At 56.0% G+C, this 15,702-nt stretch carries 13 protein-coding genes; 4 read left to right on the forward strand and 9 right to left on the reverse strand.

All coding sequences use genetic code 11. The features are described 5' to 3' along the window. Positions 1-265: 265 nt before the first annotated feature. From WKI47_RS02960 to WKI47_RS02980, 5 genes are all read right to left on the reverse strand, one after another. On the reverse strand, positions 266-3,652 hold the full coding sequence (locus WKI47_RS02960; protein WP_340225701.1) for a glycoside hydrolase family 9 protein: 3,387 nt from the start codon (positions 3,650-3,652) through the stop codon (positions 266-268). Between the two features lie 203 nt (positions 3,653-3,855). Next, positions 3,856-4,230 carry a DUF2750 domain-containing protein gene (locus WKI47_RS02965; protein WP_340225702.1) on the reverse strand — a complete coding sequence of 125 codons (375 nt, stop codon included), beginning with the start codon at positions 4,228-4,230 and terminating at the stop codon, positions 3,856-3,858. An 84-nt stretch (positions 4,231-4,314) separates the two neighbouring features. Next, complete coding sequence (locus WKI47_RS02970) at positions 4,315-5,025, reverse strand: HEAT repeat domain-containing protein (protein ID WP_340225703.1); 711 nt, start codon at positions 5,023-5,025, stop codon at positions 4,315-4,317. 17 nt (positions 5,026-5,042) lie between these two features. Beyond that, complete coding sequence (locus WKI47_RS02975) at positions 5,043-6,848, reverse strand: ABC transporter ATP-binding protein (RefSeq protein WP_340225705.1); 1,806 nt, start codon at positions 6,846-6,848, stop codon at positions 5,043-5,045. Continuing rightward, positions 6,838-7,671: a MerR family transcriptional regulator gene (locus WKI47_RS02980; RefSeq protein WP_340225706.1), complete on the reverse strand. Its 834-nt coding sequence runs from the start codon at positions 7,669-7,671 to the stop codon at positions 6,838-6,840. The genes WKI47_RS02975 and WKI47_RS02980 overlap by 11 nt, the downstream gene beginning before the upstream one ends. A 414-nt stretch (positions 7,672-8,085) precedes the next feature. On the opposite strand from WKI47_RS02980, the gene WKI47_RS02985 reads away from it, so the two are divergent. After that, positions 8,086-8,469, forward strand: a complete 384-nt coding sequence (locus tag WKI47_RS02985) for a hypothetical protein (protein ID WP_340225707.1) — start codon at positions 8,086-8,088, stop codon at positions 8,467-8,469. Beyond that, a complete protein-coding gene (locus WKI47_RS02990) occupies positions 8,462-8,776 on the forward strand; it encodes a helix-turn-helix domain-containing protein (protein ID WP_340225708.1) in 315 nt (104 codons plus the stop codon). The genes WKI47_RS02985 and WKI47_RS02990 overlap by 8 nt, the downstream gene beginning before the upstream one ends. An 87-nt stretch (positions 8,777-8,863) precedes the next feature. Here the strand turns inward: WKI47_RS02990 and WKI47_RS02995 are convergent, their stop codons facing one another. Beyond that, a complete protein-coding gene (locus tag WKI47_RS02995) occupies positions 8,864-9,778 on the reverse strand; it encodes an arginase family protein (protein WP_340225709.1) in 915 nt (304 codons plus the stop codon). 107 nt (positions 9,779-9,885) lie between these two features. Here WKI47_RS02995 and WKI47_RS03000 point away from each other — a divergent pair, with 107 nt between their 5' ends. Next, positions 9,886-10,233 (forward strand): helix-turn-helix domain-containing protein, encoded by a 348-nt coding sequence (locus tag WKI47_RS03000; RefSeq protein ID WP_340225710.1) that lies wholly within the window; start codon positions 9,886-9,888, stop codon positions 10,231-10,233. A gap of 3 nt (positions 10,234-10,236) precedes the next feature. Continuing rightward, positions 10,237-10,530, forward strand: coding sequence for a hypothetical protein (locus WKI47_RS03005; RefSeq protein WP_340225711.1), 294 nt, complete (start codon positions 10,237-10,239; stop codon positions 10,528-10,530). On the opposite strand, the gene WKI47_RS03010 is transcribed toward WKI47_RS03005, so the two are convergent. The 3 genes from WKI47_RS03010 to WKI47_RS03020 form a co-directional block, all read right to left on the reverse strand. Beyond that, positions 10,509-11,816 carry an ABC transporter substrate-binding protein gene (locus WKI47_RS03010; RefSeq protein WP_340225712.1) on the reverse strand — a complete coding sequence of 436 codons (1,308 nt, stop codon included), beginning with the start codon at positions 11,814-11,816 and terminating at the stop codon, positions 10,509-10,511. The genes WKI47_RS03005 and WKI47_RS03010 overlap by 22 nt on opposite strands. Before the next feature lie 223 nt (positions 11,817-12,039). Next, positions 12,040-13,791, reverse strand: a complete 1,752-nt coding sequence (locus WKI47_RS03015; RefSeq protein WP_340225713.1) for a response regulator transcription factor — start codon at positions 13,789-13,791, stop codon at positions 12,040-12,042. After that, a complete protein-coding gene (locus WKI47_RS03020; RefSeq protein WP_340225714.1) occupies positions 13,784-15,676 on the reverse strand; it encodes a sensor histidine kinase in 1,893 nt (630 codons plus the stop codon). Before WKI47_RS03020 ends, WKI47_RS03015 begins: the two co-directional genes overlap by 8 nt. Positions 15,677-15,702: the final 26 nt, after the last annotated feature.

Below are 15,702 nucleotides of genomic sequence, written 5' to 3' on the forward strand. Positions count from 1 at the left end.
CGGAAGATTCGGAGGAAATAGTTGCATTCGCGCACTTATTTGGCGAGCATACAGCTTCGCTTGAAGAAAAAACCGCAACTCCGGCGGACCGCGAAGATGCGGTCGCAAGCAGAAAAACGGCTTGCTGGTTCAGCAAGCCGTTTCTTTACTGTTTACTCCTTTATTGTTTACTCCTTTATTGGTTACTGCTTTATCGGTTATTCCTTTTTTGCGCGCTCGCCGTACTCGTCGCACGCGCTCGCCGAAGGCGAAAAAACCAAGCCGCTTACAGCGAATCCAGCACTTGCTTCACGTCCGGATCGAGTTCGAGCGCGTTCCAAAGCATTTGCAGCGTTTCCGCGCGCGTAGCGTCGGCGGTCGGGCGGAATGTGCCGCCGCGGATCACGCCGTGCTTCGCGGCTTGCTTCAACGCGTCGGCGGCGAAGCTGCCGGCCCGGTCCAGATCGTCGAGTTCGGCCGAAGCCGAGGTCGGCGCGGCGTTGCGCAGATCGAGTACGCGGGTCAGGATAACCGCGGCTTCTTGCCGCGTCAAGCTTTTGCCCGGCTTGAAGCTGCCGTCGTTGTAGCCGTTCAGGATGCCGAGCGAAGCCAGCGTGCGGATCGAGTCTTCGCCCCAATGGCCGTTCACGTCTTTGAAAGCGGCGCTTTTCGCGGGATTCGCTTGCAAGTCGAACAGCCGATCGAGCAGCACGGCGAATTCGGCGCGGGTGATCGCTCCGTTCGGCTTCGCCGTTCCGTCGCTATAGCCTTCGAACACGCCCAGCTTCGCCAAGCCGTTTAACGCTTTTTCCGCCCAATGGCCTTTGACGTCGGAGAACGCGGCAGGCGTTTGCGCGGCGGCCGCTTGCTGCCCTTGTTCGAAGCGTTGCAGCAGCTTCGAGCGATCCACGAGACCGGCAGCGAACACGCTCGCCGGTTCGCTGCCCGGCGCCGGTGTACTTGGCGTCGGCGTCACCGTGCCGGGCGTCGCGTTCCCCGGCGCGGCAGGAGTCGGGTTTGTCGGCGCCGGGTTGGACGGCGTTGCCGGCACCGAAGGCGTCGAAGGGTTCGACGGCATTGGATTGCTCGGCGGCGCGGATGCCGGTTGCACTGTCGCTTCGTACGTCGCTGTCACTCTTCCGTCTTTGGACGACACCACGATTTGCGCGACGCCTGCCGCTTTCGCTTCGACCGTGATTTTCGTTTTTCCCGAAACCTCATCAAACGCCACGTTTTTAACCGTAGCGATCGACGGATCGGCCGATACGGCCGACACCGACTTCACGGTCGCATCGTTCGGCGCCACGGTTGCTTCGATGACCGTTTCCTGACCCGGATTCAGCGTGCCCGAGGTGCGGTCGAGATTGATCGACTCCGACAACTTGGCATCTTGCAGCATAGCCGTCAAAAAGATCAGCGGCGAGTTGTAGTTCAGCGCCTGCTCGTTCGTTTCCCAATCGATCGTAGACGCGTTATAGGCTTTTGCCGGGAATTTGGCTTTGCCGTTGTTGGGTCCGCCGACCATGTATCCGTTCGGCATTTCGACGATAAAGTCGCGCATGAAAATCTCGTGGTGCGTGATGCGTATCCGATTTTCCCCGTAGCCGGTAATATAACTGAGCTGAAGCGGATTGATGCCGAGCAGATAGTTCAGATTGCCCGCCGCCGCTTGGAGATTAGCTTCGTCGAACGTGCCGAGAATACGGCTGCCGATCGCCAGGCTCATAGGCATGCTCGCGACGTTGGAGTTCGCTCCCCAGTAGAAGCCGTCCTTCGTCGAATTGCGCCATACCGCTTGGTTGAGCGCGATATCCAGCGCTTTTTCGCGCCAAACGGCGTAACGCGCAGCGAACCATTCGCGAATTTGCGCGTCCGCCTGCGGCGCGCTCAGATACTGGTAGTACCCGATCATTTCCATGCCGTTGATACCGTGCGAGAAATCTTTGGTTTCAAATACGGTTTCGAACTCCGTGTAGTGCGCTTTGACGTAATCGTCGTACTTGGAATCGCCCGTCGCCCGATACAAAGCCGCCGCCGCATAGAACCGGTCGTTTTGGTCTTTTTCGTCGTTGTACGGACCGTCCGGCTGCGGAATATATTCCGGATGCTGCTCCAGATACGCCCAGCCTTTTTCGGCCGCCGTCAGCAGTTGGTCTCCATAACTTTCAAGCGACGGCTGCGAGCGGAACACGATGGACGCATGCGCCAGAGCGCCGACGGTATTCGCCGTTTGCACGGTCGGAATCAGGCTGTTTGCCCCGGTTCCGTCCATGATGAAGCGCTTCGGAGCCGGTTCGCGATTGACGTAAGCGTAAAAACCTCCCGTCGCCGTATCCTGCATCTTCAGGAAAAAGTCCGTTTCGACTTTGATCTCGTCCAGCAGGTCCGGGATGCCGTTGCCGCTTTCCGGGATGTTCAACTGACTGTCTTCGAACACGTTCGGATACGTCTCGTACGCCCACAGCAAATCGGACACGGCCGTCGCGCCAGCCGTCACATACTTGCCCATATCGCCCGCGTCCCACCATCCGCCGGATACGTCTTTGGTCACGGAAGGATTCGACTCCAGCGGCAGCGCCTGATCTTCTTGCTTATACTTGCCTTCTCTCGCGTAATCGCCCGCATGTTGCGAATCCAGATCGACGTTGGCGCGCTGGTAGTAGAAGAACTTTTGCACGTCTTTAAGCAGTCCGCCGTAGATGCCGTTTCCGATCTCGAACGAAACGGACGGCTGCGGGACGCCTTCGACGGACACGTAATAGTCGCCTGCTTCGCGCAGCGCCGTGAAGTCGGCTTTCAGCACTTTTTCGCCGGACAACGGATCATAGGCTTTGACCAACGTCAGCGCTCCGCTATAGACGGTCGCGTTGTCCGATGTGCGCTTGACCTCGAACGGCGTGCCTTCCTGCGCGTTCAGTTCGTTGTAATAGCCGCTGATCAACGCATACTTCTCGCCGGCCTGCAAATAACCGATCTGGTTGACTTTGATCGGAGCCGCGGAAATTTCCGTATCCGGCGACGTGACGCGCATGTTGGCGATATGGAACGTCTGCGCCGCGTTGCTGACTCCTGCCAATTTCAACAATTGAACCTTGCTCGGATCGAACACCGGATTTGCGCCGAACAGGTCTTTTAACGGAATCGAATAATGCTGCCACTCTGTAGTGAGCGGCATGTATTCGTTTACATCTTTGGATAGCGCGTCTTCGTTTGTTTCTTCGGGGTTGCTGTCCTGGTCTTTATAAAATTCCCCGTTCACTCTGCGCTCGTGAACGCCGTCGCGGAACCCGATCCGGAACGATTCGCCGCCCTGTTCGCCGATCGCGTCGAATTCCAGCGTGCCATTTTCGGCGTAAGCGGAGAAGTCGAACGTCTGCCAGCCGTTGGTCGTGTACTGCTGGGCCCAATAATCGTTCGCGACGATCTTCTGCGACGATTTGTCCCGGTACACTTCCTGCGTGACGCTGCTGCCGTAACCCCAAGCGTAATTCTCCAGCTGGATATCCCGCAGCTTGTTCCAGTCGGAGCTAGGCGGCACGTAGATCGCGTCCGTCTGCGCCCGCACCGTCTCGATCGGTCCGAATGCCGGGAACGCCAACGATACCGCGAGCAGCCCTCCGACGACTTTGAATAACGTCCGCTTGGCATGGCCTGTTCTTTTTCGAGTGTTCATATGTAGACAACCCTCCGCAAATTTAGTAAGCGTTTTCAATCTATAGCTTAATCACTTTCTCCATGCAAAAACACCCTATAAATCCGACAACTTTACCTATTAAAATTAGAGATTTTCCGATTTGAAAGTATTTACATATGCAAAATCACGTCATCAAAAAAAGCGGAATCCCCTGATCGGAATCCCGCTTTACACGCCTGCTTTCAATATTTTTTCAATGCCGCTTCCAGATCCTGCAAAAGCTTCGAAGCTCCTACGATCGCCGAATCGCTGTTGTTGTAAAAGATAGCCGTTTTAACGCCGTCTTGTTCAAGCTTCGGCAAAATTTTGTCCATAAAAGCAAGCAGGTCGAGCGGGCGGCTGGAATATGCCGACCATTCGTCGATCGCGCAATGCTCGGCAAACTCGCCTTTGGGCCACAGGGGGAGCAATGCCGCGCCATCCTGATCATGCGTCATCGCCCAACCTTCGTCGTACAAGCCCCAGAGAATCTGGGTATCTGCCGTTTTCTTAACGAAATATTCGTAGCGCAGATCGGCTGGGCTGCTGACGATCGCGTTGAATTCTTTTAGATTCATACTTATAAAGGCCTCCCGTAGGGCCGAGTCGCCGGAAGCGGTCGGTTTTTCTAATCTATTTACCCATCGCGGGAAAAGTTGACCTTACTCAGGTGGATGAAGAGCATCCCTGCATGCGTCGAGCACTTCTGCAAGCGTAGATCCGATTCCGCGGGGCGGCTCGAACAAGAGCGCTTTCGCCACGCCGAGGGCGATGATCCTCGCACGTTCCGGATTCACCAGTTCAAGCAGACGGTGGGCAGTAGCGGCCCGAATATTCGCATCCCGCTTGCTTAGAGCCTGAATCAGCGGCTGCAAAAAGAGGGGTTCGCCCCATTGCACGAGCACGGCGTCGCAAGCCAGCTTAATGCTTAGCGGTTTGTGCGTCAGTAGGATACGTTTGACGAAGCGGCGATCCGCGGTCGGATTGCCATATAACCGCTCGGCCAGATCGCCGATCGAGAGTAGCGCGTACACCCTGACGATCACGGACGGATCGAACTCTACTGTCTGCTTGAGCCTCTCCAGCGCTTTCGGCGAACGGCTCGGCCCCAGCGATTCGCAGGCTTCCGCCCGTACGAGCCACTCCCGGTCATGCAGCAGCATCAACAGCAGACGGTCTGCCTGTTCGGACGGGTGAAAGCCCAAATGCAAAGCCACCTTCGACCGAATAAACGAATCCGAATGCCTGGCATAGACTGCAAGACGGGACAGATCCGGTTCTTCCCTATTGCTCTCCAACTCATCAAGTTCCGCTATGATGCGATTAATTTCCTGTTCGCTGTCGTTCGGAGCTATCGGGCGCCTTTCAGTCATTCTTGTTCCTCCTTGCTTCATTCCGCCTGTTCCGAAGCTTCGAATTGCCGGTGGACCATTTTGCGATAAAAAGCATGGGAAGCGAGCAATTCTTCATGGGTTCCCTGTCCGGTTGCCTGCCCGCCTTCGATCACGATCAACTTATTCGCTCCGCGCACAGTGGACAGCCGATGGGCAATTACCAGCGTGGTCCGTCCCTGCATCAACTTGTCCAGCGCCTCCTGAACTTGAGCCTCGGATGCGCTGTCCAGATGCGCCGTCGCTTCATCCAGCAGCAGGATATCCGGATCGCGCAGAATCGCCCGGGCTATCGCCAGACGCTGACGTTGACCTCCCGACAACTTAACTCCCCGTTCGCCTGCCTGCGTATCCAATCCCTGCGGCAAAGAAGCAACGAACTCGGACAAATTGGCTAAACGAACCGCTTCTTCGATAGCCGAATCCTCGGCGCCTGCAAGTCCGTAGGTCAGATTGTCTCGAATACTCCCCGCCATGACCGGACTTTCCTGCGAGACGTAAGCGATCCGACTCCGCCATTCGCGAATCGGAATATGAACCGCCTCATCGCTGCCATACCGGAGTCTCCCGTCCGTCGGTTCGTAGAATCGTTCAATCAGCGAGAAAATGGTGGTCTTGCCAGCCCCGCTCGGACCTACAAACGCTGTCGTTTGCCCCGCTTCAGCCGTAAAATTCAGTCCTTTTAAAATTGGCTTGTCTTCGGAATAACCAAAGCTTACGTGATCGAAAACAAGCGATTGTTGGATGTAATGTCCTCCATGGACAGACGATCTTGCGATATGCTCCATTTTCGCATCCGTATCCGACGCGTCGCTATCCTCGGCTGGCAGTTCCATGATCTCCCTCAGTCGTTCGGTGGCTCCAAGCGCCTTCTGGAATTGGGTGAAAAAGGTGGCTAGCTGCGTAAACGGTACGACAATCTGGAACATATACAGAATGATCGCGACCAGCGAACCCGCCGTCAATACGCCGCGTGCGACCTGTGCGCCGCCGTACCCGATCAGCGCCACGAGGATCAACAGCATCACCGTCATCATCAGCGGAGAGACAATGGCTTGAATCCGCGCTTCGCGCAAACCGAAACGGAACAAGCCCGCAATCCGCTTTTCCCCCTGAACCCGCTCGACGGGCTCGGCCATCGAAGCTTTGACCAGGCGAATATCCGAGAGCACCCGCCCGAGATCGCCCTGAAATTCGGCCACTTCCTGCTGCGTATCGCGCGAGATCGCGTACATGCGGCGACCGACCGGCCATAGCAGCAGCATCGCCGCAGGAATCGCCAGTAGGGCAAACAGCGTCATTTTCCAATCAATCGTCAGCAAAATGACCACGGACCCGACGATCGCCACAATCCCCGACAGAAACGAGATGACCTGCCCGGTAATGAAGTCTTTGACAATATTCGTGTCGTTCGTGACCCGGCTCATCGTTTCTCCGGATGCGCTGCGGTCGAAGAACGAGATCGGCAGCCTCAGAATCCGCCGCCATAGATCGCGTCTTAAGCCCGACACGATAAACTGTCCCACGTAAGACATGGTGTAGATGGCAAGGCCAGACATTACCGCTTGAGCGATAAACGCCGCGCCGAGCAAAGCAATCGTGCCTCCCGTCAGGTTTTCCATCGAAAATCCGTCTACCAGCCTACTGGTCAACAACGGAATCGCCAGCGTGAACACCGTCTCGAACAAGCCCAGCACAACCGCCGCGGTCAGCAACCAGCCTTTGGGCATATACTTGGCGACCAGTTTCCAAAACGAGCCCCAGCTTGGAGTCGGTGTAGCGTTTCCTTTTAGCCTATCTTCCATTGTTTCCTCCTTCGTCCGGCGTCTCGCCGTCCTCATGTTCGACACAATCTTCTACCAGTGCATCCCACATCCGTTCGACGTAACGCTCTTCCTCGGTCGTAAACGTCACCGGAAGTTGAAACGTTTGAGACAGGTCGATTTTTGCAAAAGATTCCAACGCCTTCATTTCCTTTTCCGTCAACGGTTCCTCCAATCGGGACAGCATTCCGCCGATCCGTCCCGACAACTCGGTTGCGAACTGCTGCACTGCCGGATCTTCCGGCGGAAGTCCTGCACGCATTAGCCTTTTGAGCCGCGAGATCCACTGCATCGTCTCGCGTTCGATCGCCCGCCACTTTTCCGACGCCTTGCCTTCCGGCCAGAAGCGCTGCATCAGCGAATCCGGTATCCGCTCCGCCATCCAGCGCCGCTGCTGCTCCTCTGTCGAGACCGAATGGATCATGAGCAGCAGAACGTCCGGTTCCCACTCCGCTTCATCGACGCCTTCCGACAGATTCAAAGTATGTTCCAGCGTATGCAGCATCCGGTCGAGCTGATCCCTTTTTTGCCGCAATAACTGTTCCTGATGCTCCAGCGAGCTGCGAAGCGCACTTCCTTCGGCTTCCAATTCTTCCGCGATTCGTTCCAACGGATAGTCGAGAAACTTGAGCGTCAGAATCTGCTGAAGCCGAATCAAGTCACGGTCCGTATACAGCCGATGCCCGCGCTCCGTATAAGCGGACGGTTCCAACAGACCTTTCTTATGGTAAAAACGCAGCGTACGCTCGGTAACTCCCGTTAACTTGGCAAACGCGCCTACCGTATACGTTTGATTTTCCGGCATCCGATACGCCTCCTTTCTCTTGCTGATTCCAGTATAGGTCCTGACGTAACGTCATGCGCAAGCGGAAGTTTTGATAAGGATAACGCGGAAAACCACAGCTGCGTGATCATGAAGCATCCCGGCTGCGGTTTATTGTATTTATGTAAAAAAGTATTCGTTCCATGTGCTCGTCGCCTGTAAAGCAAAATGTTTATACATTCGCCCTAGGGCGTGTCTTCAAACCTGCCAACGTGCAGATTTTACCGCCTTTTCGCCCTGTCCTACGTCACTTTCCCTTGACGTGCCCCGGCACGCCTTCAGAAAAGTTCCTTGTTCAGCACAAAAATTCGGCAAAATCTGCTTCCGTCGAGGTTTGAAGACATGCCCTAACGAATAGGGTATAATGAACTTATATTTAATAAAAGAGGTTATAAAATGCGGCATCTACTCGAAGCGGAAGGTTTAACACGCAGATTTGTAGAATTGCAGAATTTCATCTCAACCTGGAAAAGTTTAAAATTTACTGATGTAGAGTTGCTTGAATTGGAGCTTTTATTGCTTGAAGATTCAAAGCGTGCACCTGTTATTCAAGGAACTGGCGGACTAAGAAAATTCAGATTTTCTCCATCCACAAAGAACTCGGGCAAAAGTGGAGCCTATCGGATCATTTATTTGGATATCGAACAAGAGCATCTTGTGATTCTGCTAGTCGTTTACAGCAAAAACGTTTCGGATACCTTGACTAAACACGAGACGAACGAACTCAAACAGTTAGTCGACCAGCTTAAAACTCATTATGGAGGTAACCAAAATGGATAAATCTTTATTTAATTCATTGAAAGAAAGTCTGCACGAAGGTATTGAATTCGCAAAAGGCGATTCGACAAAAGGAACTTTACGAAACTTGACCTTCAAATCCCTTCCGGAATTATCCGAAGGGGAGATCAAATCTATTCGTGAAGAAACCCATCTTTCCGCTGCCGCATTTGCTAGCGTACTTGGCGTATCCGTGAAAACAATCGAAGCTTGGGAATCCGGTCGCAGTATTCCTAACGGCCCTTCCAAAAGACTATTGCAAATGTTCAAAGAAAAACCCGAATTCACCAAAGAATTTATCGTAAGCTAAATTCGCCCCCGTCCACAAAAAAGATACGTCTGCCTCGTCTTAAAGACGCGCAAACGTATCTTTTTTCTACTCCAAGCGCTTTTGCGTTTACCCGTTCAATATCGGAATCTCCGCCAACATCTTTTTCAAATGAATCGCATCCCACGGCGTATGTTCCGTAAAGCCTAACCCCACCACGTCCGTCTCTTCCGACAGTTCGCGCAGCAGCTCGGCGAGACGCGCGAACTTCAACCGGCCCGGCGGCGAGTATGTGTAGGGATCATTGGGTTTAGCGAACAACAGCGAGCGGAACTCCTGCGGATCGAGCACGTCCAGATCAACGTGAATCGCCAGATGCTTGATGCCACTCTCGCTTATCCACGCCCGGATCGACTCCGTTCCGACCGCCGTCTCTTGAGCGTTCAACGTACGAATACCCAACCGCTGGATCATCTCCGCATCCGTTTCTTTCATCGAAATCCCGAGCCGTTCGAACGCTTCCCCGATCACCGCCCCTTCTTCCGCCGTCGGCTCCGACAATCCCGCGATAAACACATTTTCCGGCTTCAACGGCATCTTCACCCGTTTCGCGAATTCCGCGTCGCCTTCCCCGAGCAGATTGCCGAGCGGCAGCGTGTGGCCCCGGTCATATCCGTCGATCTGCACCAAATCGCTGTGCGCGTCGATCCAAATCAAACCTAATTTCCCTTCATACCGTTCATTCAAGTAAGCGAAAGGCGCCTGCTCCACCAGACAATCCCCGCCGAACATCACGACGCGGTCCGGCCGGTGCGCGTGAATCAGATGGTCCGCCGCGTCCAGTTGTTCCAGCAGTTCTTTTCGTCCGTGGATCCCGTTATCGCTCGTAAGCGGCACGCCGTCGTATTCCCGAACCGGCACCCGCACCAGCGGTTGGTCGTTTTCCGGCGCCAGCCAGGCCAATAGTTCCGCACCGAAGGTGTAATTCGGATTATCCCCGCCCTGCCATTGAGGCATCAGCACGCGCAGCGTTTTTCTCGTCATGTTCGTATCCCCTTTTCTTTCGAAGTCCCCTTACTGTAAAATGAACGCGAGCGAAAAAACAGTACGCACTTTAAAGATAGATACTGTCGGAAAGGATAGTGCATACCATGAGCATGGAAGCCTACAAAGGCAAAGTGAAGCATATTCAGGACACCCCTTTCGGCTACACGCTGTCCGTGATCGGCGGCAAATGGAAGATGGTCATCCTGTACCTTTTGGCGGAAAATCCTCCGGTACGGTTCAACGACTTGAAGCGGCAAATCGGAGTCATCACGTACAAAACGCTGAGCGCGCAGCTCAAAGAACTGGAAGCCGACGGCATGGTGCAGCGCAAAGAATACCCGCAGATTCCTCCGAAGGTCGAATATAGGCTGACCGCCAAAGCGGAACAGCTGATGCCGCTGATGGAAGGGTTATGTGAGTGGGGCACGGAGCATCAGCCGAAGGAGGACTGACTTTTGGCGATCATCGATATTGGGCGGATTTACGAGCAGTATCGTACTTTGAATATCCCGAATCCGTTTAACGACGAACAGATTCATAAGCGTGCGAACGACGAGAATATCGAACGCGTTCGCGATCTGTATCGAGACGGTCGCTATTTCCGCTACTACGGCGCACAGAACGGAAGCGGGATTTATTTGTACAACCCTAAACGCGTCAAAAAGCCCTCGATCGGAAACGTCCTCGCTCAGAGCGAGATAGACGTTTTCGTCGAAGGGCTTTTTTATTACTGCGAAGATCCCAACTGAATCCACGCTTGCTGAATTTCTTCGATCGCTTGCTCTTTCGTTTTGTTTTTGCCGATATACGCTTGCATGATCTCGCCGAATTTCTGGTGGAACGTATCCAGCGAATAGTTGACGGACAGATCGCCGGATTTTTCGGTTTTCAGGATTTCGTCCATTTCTTTCGGCATTTGCAGATCCGGCAGCGGAGCGTCTTTGATCGGCGGAATGACTTTGGCGACTTGGGAGAACCAGTTTTTGCCGTAGTCCGACGTGTAGAGCCAGTTGAAGAATTCGATGGTTTGCGGCGCGACGGCCGAATCTTTGTTGATCCGCAGCGCCTGGTCGGCTCCGGTGATGATCTGGGATTGCTCGGCTTTGTCGCTCACCGGATAGCCCATGATGCCGATCTTGAAGTCCGGGTTGATCTTCATGATCGCTTCTTCGTCCCATGCGCCTTTGCCGGTCATCATGGCCGCTTTGCCGGACGCGAAATCGCTGACTTCGGCGTTGCTATCGCGTTCGAGCGGTTTGTCCGTTCCGTGCGCGATCGTCGTGTCGATAAAGGCGAAGAAGTTGTTTTCAAGCAGCGGGTATTCGCTGAACGTTGTCTCGCCTTTGATGAATTTGTTTACCAGCTCCTGCGCGGAGATGCCCGCATCGTCGGCGGCCGCGTCCACGTAATGCTGGAAGATGTGCTTCCACACCCACCACTCTTTGTAAGCGTTCGCAAAAGGCGTGATCCCTTTGGCTTCGAGCTTGGCGATCGCGTCGTCCATTTCGGCGGTCGTTTTCGGCGGTTCGGTGATTCCGGCTTGCTCGAACAGGTCTTTGTTGTAGATCAGGGCGAACAGATTGCCTTTGACCGGAAGCCCGAGCACCTTGCCGTCGGTCGAACTCATATTGGCGCGTACGGCATCGGTCATGGCGGCGGCCAGCGGTTCGTTCGTCAGATCGGCGCTGTAATCGGCGTACGTGTCGATGTCGCCGCCCGCCGTCGTCTGGAACACGTCCGGCGTGCTGCCTGCGGCGATCCGCGATTTGAGGACGGTATTGTAATCGGCCTGCATGATTTCGAGATTGATGGTGACGTTCGGTTTGACCTTTTTATACTCTTCGATATAGGCGTTGAACGCATCCGTGTACTCCGGCGAAGCGGTGAACATGTTGATCGTGACCGGTTGATCCGCAGCCGCTTCTTCGGTCGATCCCGTCGATCCCGTATCGGCGGCCGGACTGCTTCCGCAACCCGCCAGCAAAGACGTGCCGAGCAGCAGCACCGCCGGCAGGGCAAACATTTTTTTGAACATCGTCGTACCCCCTGTTTTCGAAAAGTGGAGCTGATGCCGCATGTCGGAAAAGTTCGGCGAAAAACGACCGCAGCGCCCGTTACCGCTATTGTAGGCCACGGCCCGTTATCGGCAGAATGCACATAAGCGGCCTGTTAGGGGTAAAAAAGTGGACGGCACGACCTGCGCGACCGCTTCGTCCGGCGTCTATCGGATCGGCGGGCAGATCGGCTTCCCCGCCCGATTATCTGCCGCCCGGCAAACCGGCTTTCCCGTCGGTCCGTTCGCCCGCCCCGCTTCGATACTCCGACGGCGACACGCCGTAATAATTGCGGAACGCTTTGCTGAAATAATTTTTGTCGTTGTACCCGAGCATATCCGAAATCTCCTGAATCTTCAGCGTTTCCTCGCCGAGCAGCACCCTTGCCTTTTCCATTCGCAGCTTCTGGGTGTACTCGTGAATGCCGACGCCGTATTCCTGCTTGAACAGCTTCATCAGGTACTCGCGGCTAAGGAAATATTTTTCCGTGAACATCGAGATTTTGATCTCTTCGAAGTAATGCCGGTCAATATAGGCGCGAATATCGCTGATATGAAAAGAAGCCCCGGTGCGGTCGGCTTGGCGCGCCTGTCGGCAGCATTGCTCCACGACTTCCAGAATGCGCTGTTCCCATTGGGACACGTCTACGAGGTCGCCTTCTTCCGTGTCGCCGCTCGCCGCGTCCGCCTGCTTCGCAGACAGCGAAAAAGCTGGAGCCAGGCTGTCCGCCGACTCAGTCTGCTCCGCGCTTCCGGCTTGTTTTTCGGCACAGCCCAACGCGACTTTCGTCTCACCCAGCAGCCGCTGTGCTTCTTCCAACGCCAGATAACCGCCCGCTTTCAACTCGACGATCGCGTCTTCGGCGATGCGCTGCGCCTGTGCGGGCGCCCCGCTCCCGGCAGCCGCCGCGATTCGCGCCCATGCGGCGGCGAACGCTGCCGATTCCGGCAAAGCGAATCCGGCGCCGTTCCCCCGACGGCTTTCGCCGCTTTTCGCCGACGACACGCCGTATCCGGTTTCGCCAAGCCGCAGCAGATTGATCTGACCCGCCGCGCGCCGGGCCTGATCGTAAGAATCCGCCAACTCCGCCAGCACGGCCGATCCTCCCCCGTATCCGGCGATCGTCCGCAGTCCGAACAACCGATCCAGCGTCGGCAGCAGTTTTCGCAAATAAATCTCGGCCCGGTATTCCAGCGGCCCGTCCGCGCTTTTGCCCGGGTCGGACAGCGATCGGATCACGACGATCATCTCGCGATGCGAAGCCGGATCGGCGAAACCGAAACACTCCATGCCTTCCGGCGCGCAATCGCGGATCACGTTGGCGATCGCCGCGTGCAGCAAGCCGGTATCCCCGTAGAACCGGCTTCGCCGTACCCGATCCAGATTGAGCAGCCGCAGCGACGCTGCCATATGCAGCTTCGGCGATTCCCCGGAAGCGCCGATCATCGCCAGCGTATCGGCTTCCCGGCTTTCGTTGAAGCTGCGCCGAACGATCGACAGATACACGTTCTCGCGCAGCTTCGGCAGCGAAACGTTGAGCGTGCGGCCTCGGCGCAGCAGCTCCTCCGCTTTTTTCCGGCGTGCGTTCAGCTCCTCGACGGCCCGTTGCAGCACCTCGTTCAGGCTATGCCGGTTAACCGGCTTGAGCAAATAATCGAGCGCATGCGAACGGATCGCCTGGCGCGTGTATTCGAAGTCGTTGTACCCGCTGATGACCACGCTCAGCACGTCCGGGTAGTCTTTTTCCAATCGCCGCAAAAATTCGCTGCCGTCCATCCCCGGCATCTTCATGTCGATCATCGCCAGGTCGATCCGGTGTTCCCGCAACAGCACCAATCCTTCTTCGCCGTCGGTCGCTTCGTAAATATGCCCGATGCCGAGCACGTCCCAACTGCCGAGTATCCGTATGGCTTCGCGCAGCGGTTCTTCGTCGTCCAGAATGAGTACGCTATACATTTTCTTCGCCTCCTTGCGGAATATGGAGAATCAAGGACGTGCCTTGCCCGCCCGTCTCGATCGCGAGTCCGGCTTGTTCGCCGTACAGGATTTTCAGGCGCGTATGCAGGTTTTGCAGCCCGATATGCCCGCCTTCCCGCTCCGTAAAAGGACGTTCCAGATAATCGAGCACTTCTTTGAGGCGCACCGGGTCGATGCCGGGACCGTCGTCGCTGACCGTGACCACCGCCCCGTTTTCCGTACGCTCGGCCTGAATCATGATCGTGACCGTGTTTTTCACCCGTTCCAGCGCGTGCTTGATCGAGTTTTCGACCAGCGATTGCACGGACAAACGAGGGATTCGCAGGTTGAGCAGCGATTCGTGCCACGCATATTCCACGCGCAAACGGCTGCCGAACCGCGCTTTTTGCAGCGACAGATAACGTTCGATATGCCGCAGTTCGTCGCTCGCCGGCACGATATCGCTCCCCCCAATGCAATACCGCAGCGACTGGGCGAGATCGTCGACCATATCCGCGATATCCAGCCGCCCGCCGCGCAGCGCCTGGGTCGAGATCGCTTGCAGCGCATTGTACAGGAAATGGGGATTCAGCTCCGCTTCAAGCGCTTTCAAGATCGCGCTTTGCTCGACGAGCTTCATCCGGTAACGCTCGTTGATCAATTCGTTCGTCCGCTGCACCATGTCGTTGAAATGCCGGGTCAAATGCGATATTTCGTCATGCCCGCGCACGGGAGCCTGCGTCTCGAAGTCCCCGCCGCTGAACCGGTTCATCCGCTGCGCCAGGCGCGCCAGCGGCCGCGTAATCGCGCCCGACACGAACGCGACTAGCAGCGCCGACAGCACCACGAAGCCCGCCCCGATCAGCGTGTTCCATTCCCGCGCCGCGTCCGCCGCTTCGTAGATCCGGCTGTACGGCATCGGCTTCGCCAGCGTCCAGGTTCCTCCTGCCGATTCGTCGGTCATCAGCAGATAATCTTCGCGCCCCGACTTCCAATCGGCGGGACCGGAAGCAGCCCGTTCCAGCGCCTGCTGCAATCCGTTTCCTTTCGCTTCCCGGTAAAAAGCTTCGTCGTCCGTGTAATACGGATCGCCGTCCGCGCCGAACAACAGCAGATGCTCTCCGTCTTCCAGCGGCGTATCGTGCACGATCGTGTCCAGCGCGGACGGGTTGACGTACACCGTCAACACCGCCTGCGGTTGGCGCGACGCGATCGAACGCAGCACGCGGTGGTACGCCAAAGCCCGTTCCGCGTAAGCCGCGCTGCCGGATCGGCCGACGTCCGCGTCCGATTCGGCTTCCGGTTGAGTTCGCGACGACGCTCCGTTTTCCGCCGCGCCGAGCAAAGAGCGATACAACTGATTATCCGGCCGCTTCAGCAGCAACTTGTACCAATCGGTGTCGGCCGTTCCGGCATCGGTCGAAGCGCGGATCGAGATATTATACGCTTCCCGGGTCAACGAATACGTCTTCCCCTCGCTCACGATATACAATTCCAACCCTGCCAGATCGCTGCGCGAATAATACATCCGTCGCAAATAATTTTCCAAATACATCCGCGACGCATAATCGTCCCCTTCGTTCAGCACGGCATGGATCAGGTCGTCGTACTGAAGCTGCGGCAGCGTGAATTGCGCGATTCCGTCCATGTAATCTTTGACGTTACGGTTAACCAACAACAGATTGTTCGACGTCGCGTCGATGCTGTGCCGGATCGCTTCGCCGCGCAGCCGTTGATCCGAGACGACGCTGAGCGACGCGACGACCAGCAGAACAATCGTGGTAAAAGGCACGAACAACTTGTACGCCAGACGTCCGGTCATCACGTTCCAGAGCCGGCCGGCCTTGCGTCGAACGGTTGCAAACAGCGGGTAGCGCTTGGACATGGCAGTTCACCTTTTTACCCTCAAGA

It is taken from the genome of Saccharibacillus sacchari (assembly GCF_037722395.1).
GTDB classification, from domain to species: Bacteria; Bacillota; Bacilli; order Paenibacillales; family Paenibacillaceae; genus Saccharibacillus; species Saccharibacillus sacchari_A.